Raw genomic sequence first — 6,870 nt, forward strand, 5'->3', positions numbered from 1 at the left:
CGTCGACCGCAACGGAGGCGATCCCGGCGCGGTTGAAGACCTCCGCCATGTAGTGGGCGTGCTGAACCGAGACGCAGAAGCCGATGGCCCGCATCTGGTCGGTGCTGGTGACTTTGTCTCGAAGTTCGCGGATCACCTTGGCGGCGCGGGCGTCGTTGCCGGTGTAGAGGTTGTTCAGCTGGCCAGCGTCGTAATTGCCGCGCTTCCATTCCAGTTGGCTCAGGTCGACGTCGTCGGAGACCCCAAAATAGTGGAAAGGCACAAGCAGGTCCGCGTCGAGAGCGTCCCAGAGTCGCAGCTCCGAGGCGGTTCGCCCGTCGAAGAACTGTTTCGCGACGTCGACTCCGTCGCCGCGTTCCGGGGTCGCGGTCAGTCCGAGAAGCTGCTGCGGCCGGAGGTGGTCCAGTAACCGGCGGTAGGTGGGCGCCATGGCGTGGTGGAATTCGTCGATAACCACGACGTCGAAGAAGTCCGGTTTCAGCTGTTCGATGCCGAGGGACGAAAGGGACTGTACCGATGCGAAGATGTGCTTCCACTCTTCCGGTTTATGTGCACCGACGTAGAGTTCACCGAAAGCACCGTCCTGCATAACGTCACGGTAGGTGCGCATCGCCTGTTTGAGGATTTCCTGGCGATGGGCAACAAAGAGCAGCTTCAGATCACGGCCGGCGGCCTCGTGCAATCTTTTGTAGTCAAGTGCGGCGATCACCGTCTTTCCGGTGCCCGTTGCTGCAACGACGAGGTTGTGGTTGAAGCCCTTGAGCCGCTCGGCTTCGAGGTCTTCAAGCATCTCCTCCTGGTGAAGGAAAGGCTGGACCTCCAGGCCCGTGAGTGCGTCCGGGGCGGACGTGCGTCGTCCGCCATTGCGCTCCAGTGCGGCGTCGAGTTTTTCGCCGTCACGCTCCGGGTCGTAGCTTTGGAAAGCCCGCTGTGCCCAGTAGCTGTCGAAGGTGATCTCAAACTTGTTCAGGAGTGCTGGCGTGCCGATGGAGCTGAGGCGGACGTTCCATTCGAGTCCGTCGAGGAGGGCCGCTTGGCTTAGGTTGGAGCTTCCGACATAGGCAGTGTCGAATCCTGAGTTCCTGCGGAATAGCCACGCCTTCGCATGGAGGCGCGTGGCCTGGGTTTCGTAGCTGATCTTCACCTCGGCCCCGTACCGGGTCACGAGCTCGTCGATAGCCCGCCGTTCGGTGGCACCCATGTAGGTGGTGGTGATGACTCTTAGGCGGGCACCGCGTTCCTTCAGTTGCTCGAGTGCGGGTTGGAGCAACCGGAGACCGGTCCAGCGGACAAAGGCGCAAAGAAGATCAACGGTATCGGCGGATTCAATCTCGGTTCGTAGCTCGGCTGCGAGGTTCGGATCGTCTTTGCTGTTTGTGAGGAGGGCCGAGTCGGATAGCGGCGTGGTGGGGCGGCGCAAATTACGGCGCTTTACAGTATCCGGGCGGTGGAGGGAGCGGAGCTGGGTGGGACCCGGTGCAATGCGGTCCGCATCCCGCAGTTCCTGAAGGAGTTTGTTTGCGAGGCCTACGCGTTCGGTGGGTTCGGCCGCGGCCAGACTTTTGCGGACGGCGTCGGCGACGTGGCGGGACAGGACATCCGCGCTTTCTTCATCTTCGACCGATCCAAAATGAGGTCGTAGCTGAGGAAACTTTGAGAGGTTTGTCATCAGCCTTTCGGTCTTGAGCAGTTCGTATAGACCTTCGGGCAATTGTTCAATTGCCGATCCCCCATTGGATGTGTTCACTGCGCCAGGGTATTTGGTGGAAGCGACAAAGACCAACAACTCCAATTGCGCGGGGTGTCATTTAGCACGGGCCAATGACCATCTCTGGGGGAACTCTCCGAAAGAGGTGTGATTCGGACCGCTCTGACAGCTGCCGGAAGGGAACTGGAAATCTTCTTGGACATGATGATGGCCAACGCGAGCGGTAACGCTCCTATCTGTTGGCCCCGCCTATGACTAGTGCGATAGAGGCGCTTGAGGATCTGCGGCGGGTGCCGCCGGGAGGGCGACCAAATGAACTATTCATGCGTGTGCTCAAGAACTGTGGAGACTGGTGGGACGTCACGCAGACTTGAAACGCGAGGCCACCGACTCACATGTAGCGGCGACATCAACATCGCCGGCTGTCTGCTCTGCAAGCACTTTGGCTAGTCGTTTCGGCCAGAGAACGTGAATGCCCCCGGTGACGAACGCGCCCCCTATCAGGGGCCAGTCGGCTTCGACGAAGCACAGCGCCCCGGTGACCGGCACATCTCCGGCGAGGTCGCGTACGAGCCCGACCTGTTTAAGCACCCCATCGACCAGTTTCGTGCAGTCGCGCCGGCCGACGAGGAGCTTCTCGACGCGTGGCCGAAGGATGCCGCCCTCGATCTTCAGCTCGGGCCGGCCCTTGTAGAGCTTGGCATCGATCACCCAGATCCCTTTGCGGGTTATAGCGATATGGTCAATGTTCGCCTTCGAACCGGGGATGCGGCGGTCATGGAGGACCGCGATGTCGTCGGCGACCAGGGAATCGAGCCGGGCCCCGAGTCGTTCCTCGCCGATCGCACCCTGGTCCCAGGCTTTGGTGCTTTGCCGCTCGCCAGAGAGCGCGACGGCGAGACCACCCAATCGGCCCCATTTCTCGCGGAGCCTCGCCTCATCATTGGCCTTGCGGCGCTCGTATTCACGCCGAGCCGACGACCCGGCTACTCCGGACGCGGCGGGCGATGAATCCTCAGTAGATGGTTCGGGTGGTTCGAGATCCAGGGACTTCGCTTCGGGGACGCATTCCAGGCAGCGGACGGTCTTCGTCTCGCTCTCATAGATTGCGTCGGTCCGGCCGGAAGAGAGACATCGCACAACCGACAAGCTCCGGCGTACCGGAGCCTCACTTGCTTCACGAGGATGCCCCCTGGATCGCTGGCAAGAACCCGGTCTGCTTATAGATCACGGCGGTTAGGCCGTGGATGCGTTTTGCCATGGCTCAATCCTCACCCGCGTCGGCGGTTCCTGCTAGTTTCAGTTCATGGGCGAGCTGAGAAAGATTGACGTCGACTTCAACTTCTTCGATGACACTCCGGCGGGTAAGGACCCCGACAGTCACAGCCCCACACTCCGGCGATACCACCAGCTCCTATGGAGCAAGGCGCTCCCTGACGGGCGGCCTTTCGAGCTTCACGCTGGGCGCGCTCGCTCACCGTACCTTGTGTATGAAGCAGACGACACGAGAATAGTTCTCGGAAGCGACACGATTGCGACGCGGCATCGGAGGAAACTGAGCCACCTCTACGCGCAGCTTCCAGGCGAGGTCAATGATGCGTTCCTGCGACGCTCGTACACGATCTGCGGCTTCATGATCTTCCCGGTCTCGCGGGGCAGTCTCAACCAGAATCGGGGCACTCATCCCCGGATCCAAGACCGATGGGACTTGACCCTTGAAGCGATCCGGCGCTTTTACGAGGGTGGCACGAGTCCTTTGGCCACGACGATAGATCGCCATGAAGGCTTCTTTGCGCTGTTCGGCTCCTTCGCCGGATACATCGATCATTTCCATCTCGGCGACTTCGTAGATGCCAATGGTGCAGTGCGCTTCTTGCTCCCCTTCGACAACTTCGTGTCGCCGGCGCTGCCCTCTGACCTGCCAACCTACGCGCGTTACCGCCTAGACAGTCTCGAATTATTTGAGGCACGCCGCCTGCGCATCCTTAACGCGACGAGGTAGCAGCCTCACACGAACACAGAGACCGAGGTCGGTCCGATTACAGGACGAGCCACGGCAACGACTGCCATTGCGGCCACTTCGCTCAGCCAGAACCGTAGTTGCCTTCTCAGCCCACTACCCAGCCACCGATTCCGCACCCAGCACCACATTCACCGGCGCCTCGCCAGCCAGCAGCAACGAGATCTGCTTCTGGATCAGCCGGACCATCCGAGGGAACATCGCGGAGCTTGCCCCGCCCACATGGGGCGTGATCAGCACACCAGGCACCGTCCACAAAGGATGGTCGGCCGGCAGAGGCTCCGGGTCGGTCACATCCAAAGCGGCGCGTAGACGTCCCGAGGACGTCTCCCGCAGCAAGGCTTCCGTCTCCGCAACCGGGCCCCTGGCCACGTTCACCAACAGCGCGCCGTGCGGCATGGCCGCGAGGAACCGAGCGTCCACCAGCCCACGGGTTTGCTCGGATAGGGGTACGCTGACCACCACGATCTCGTGCAGCGGCAACTGGTCATACAGAGTGTCGATGCCTAAGATCCGTCCGTGGTCATCCTCGCGTTCTCGGCTTGCCATCCGTGTCACGTGCGTTTCGAACGGCAAGAGCCTGGCTTCAATGGCCTTCCCCACTCCCCCGTAGCCAAGCAGGAGAACCCTACGGTCCGCCAAACTTGGGCGCAGGCCGTTGGCCCATGTTCCAGACGCTTGGTTACGCACAAACTCCGGAATCCCGCGCTGGCTGGCGATCATCATCCCCAAGGCGAGTTCCGCCGTCGACGTCTCATGGACCCCGGCCGCGTTGGCGAAAACGCAACCCGGCGGCAAGACGTCGGCGACGCCGTCGTACCCTATCGATTGGCTCTGCACGAGCCGGACCGGCACGCCATCCAGCGCCGTGAGTGCGTCCGGCCGGCCCATGTAGGGCGGCACCAGCAGGTCGAAGGTGTCCGCGGGGGCTGGACCAGTCAAGTCCCACATCACGAAATCGACGTCGGCGGAAGGTTCCATGGCGTCCAGGAGTTTCTGGTCGGGCAGGCACACCCGCAGCCGGGCCGTCACCGCGCCACCATCAGATTGACCTTCGCAGCACGCAGCGCAGTTCCGCTCATTTCTCTATTCCTGTTCCCGTTGCGGGTCGATTTAGCCAGACGGCATCTCGTGTTCCCACACCAATTTACTTTCCCGCCGCGGTCCGGCGGCCGGTTCGGACATCAGCACCGGTGGGGCCACGTCCGGGACAACGCGTGGGACCCGGTCCTATAGTGTGGCATGACCGGGAAGCAAGCCAGGATGAAGCGTCTGCTGACAACCGCCCTCGGGTGTGCAGTCAGCGCCGCTTTTGCTTCGATCGTCCTGCTGTCGCTCGGCTGGGAAAAACCCAACTCACTTCCCATTTTCTTCATCACTTTGGTGGCCGCTTGGCTTGTTTCGCCAGTGGCAACCCGCGTGATTGACCGGCTCAGATTCAAGCTATGGCGACGGCGCGGGTGGACGGAATTCTGGGTTCGCTCGCCCGAACCATTGCCCGGCGGCCTGGCCAACGGCTGGGTGCGGGGCCTGCTTTCCGTACGCGCACCGCTTGTTGACTTCGTGACAAATGAGTCCCGGGACGGATCATGGGTCAATCCAGCTACTTTCCTCGTCAATGGGCGCATCCCCGCGGACCGCGGGCACCTGGAGCTGTCGGATTTCGCGGAAGTCAACTTCGGCCCGGGATTCCGAGTGGTCTCACTCCAGACCACATGCGGACCATCGATGTGGCCGGGTACCCCGAAGCCCTCGACAAACTCGAAGCTGAGCTATTCGGCCAATCCGAGGTTGCCAGTCAGTAGGCAGGCCGCCCTGCCTGCCTCAACGTTGTCCCTCCGCTACTGACGTGCCTATAGTGGCCCTACCCGCACCCCTCCCTGAGCACCGTCCTGCCATCCAGCACGTTCTGCCACTTACAGGAGAGAACCCCATGGAAAACCGCACGCTTGGTTCATTGACCGTTTCTGCCCTCGGCCTCGGATGCATGGGCATGAGCGAGTTCTACGGCGAAGGGGACGACCGCGAATCCCTCGCCACCATCAACGCCTTCCTTGACGCCGGCGGCAGCCTGTTGGACACCGCCGATATGTACGGGCCCTTCACCAACGAAAAGCTCGTGGGAAAGGCCATCGCCGGCCGGCGTGACGACGTCGTTGTGGCCACGAAGTTCGGAAACGAACGGCGTGAGGACGGATCCTTCCTGCGCGTGAACGGCAGGCCCGAATACGTCCGCTCCGCCTGCGACGCCAGCCTGCAACGCCTCGGCGTGGACCACATCGACCTGTACTACCAGCACCGCGTGGACAAGACCGTCCCCATCGAGGACACCGTGGGCGCGATGGCCGAACTGGTCCAATCCGGAAAGGTCCGGCATCTCGGCCTTTCCGAGGCTGCGCCGGACACCATCCGCCGTGCCCACGCAGTCCATCCCATCACCGCTTTGCAGACTGAGTACTCCCTCTGGGAACGGGAACCCGAAACAAAGGTCTTCCCTGTGTTGGCCGAGCTGGGCATCGGATTCGTTCCGTACAGCCCCCTCGGCCGCGGGTTCCTGACGGGCCAATTGCGCAGCGAGGCGGACTTCGTCGAGAACGACTACCGCCGGCACTCCCCCAGGTTCCAAGGCGAGAACTTCACGCGCAACCTCGAGCTCGTGGACCGGGTGAAGGAACTCGCTGACCAAAAGCAATGCACCCCGGGGCAACTGGCCCTCGCATGGCTGCTGGCACAGGGCGAGCACATCGTCCCGATCCCCGGCACCAAGAAGCGCGAACGCCTGGCAGAAAACCTGGGGGCCACCGCCGTCGTACTCTCAGAAGAGGACCTGAAGCGCCTCGACCAGCTGGCCCCGGCAGGGTCCGCCGCGGGATCCCGCTACCCCAACATGGCGAGCATAGACACCTGAGCCCAGAAGCCCCCAAAGTACCCAGAAACAAAACAATCGGCCTGCGTGGATTACCACGCAGGCCGATCGTCTGGGAGCTAGAAGGGATTAGCCGTCGTTGCCGGCCGGGGTGCTGGTGGCGGTGTAGCCCTCCAGCTTGAGCGCGGCCTGGGCGTACTTCTGGGTGAACGTGTCGGCGATGTTGACCTTGGAGGTGTCAACGCCGATGGTCTTCTCCTCGTCGAAGATCGTCTT

At 62.1% G+C, this 6,870-nt stretch carries 6 protein-coding genes; 3 read left to right on the forward strand and 3 right to left on the reverse strand.

Annotated features, from left to right (window positions below):
• Both AHiyo1_RS07045 and AHiyo1_RS07050 read right to left on the reverse strand, forming a co-directional pair.
• Positions 1-1,783: DEAD/DEAH box helicase family protein (locus AHiyo1_RS07045; RefSeq protein WP_172465517.1), on the reverse strand; the 1,783-nt coding region annotated here is incomplete at its 3' end.
• Positions 1,784-2,068: 285 nt separating this feature from the next.
• Complete coding sequence (locus tag AHiyo1_RS07050; protein WP_253257196.1) at positions 2,069-2,617, reverse strand: nuclease-related domain-containing protein; 549 nt, start codon at positions 2,615-2,617, stop codon at positions 2,069-2,071.
• Between the two features lie 397 nt (positions 2,618-3,014).
• On the opposite strand from AHiyo1_RS07050, the gene AHiyo1_RS28195 reads away from it, so the two are divergent.
• Complete coding sequence (locus AHiyo1_RS28195) at positions 3,015-3,710, forward strand: DUF6994 family protein (RefSeq protein ID WP_059388075.1); 696 nt, start codon at positions 3,015-3,017, stop codon at positions 3,708-3,710.
• Between the two features lie 114 nt (positions 3,711-3,824).
• Here AHiyo1_RS28195 and AHiyo1_RS07060 read toward each other — a convergent pair whose 3' ends face one another.
• Complete coding sequence (locus AHiyo1_RS07060; protein WP_059388076.1) at positions 3,825-4,760, reverse strand: 2-hydroxyacid dehydrogenase; 936 nt, start codon at positions 4,758-4,760, stop codon at positions 3,825-3,827.
• Positions 4,761-4,991: 231 nt separating this feature from the next.
• On the opposite strand from AHiyo1_RS07060, the gene AHiyo1_RS07065 reads away from it, so the two are divergent.
• Positions 4,992-5,576: a hypothetical protein gene (locus AHiyo1_RS07065; RefSeq protein ID WP_148667451.1), complete on the forward strand. Its 585-nt coding sequence runs from the start codon at positions 4,992-4,994 to the stop codon at positions 5,574-5,576.
• An 85-nt stretch (positions 5,577-5,661) separates the two neighbouring features.
• On the forward strand, positions 5,662-6,636 hold the full coding sequence (locus AHiyo1_RS07070) for an aldo/keto reductase (RefSeq protein ID WP_059388078.1): 975 nt from the start codon (positions 5,662-5,664) through the stop codon (positions 6,634-6,636).
• The last annotated feature ends 234 nt before the right edge of the window (positions 6,637-6,870 follow it).

Source organism: Arthrobacter sp. Hiyo1 (genome assembly GCF_001263615.2).
GTDB lineage: Bacteria > Actinomycetota > Actinomycetes > Actinomycetales > Micrococcaceae > Arthrobacter.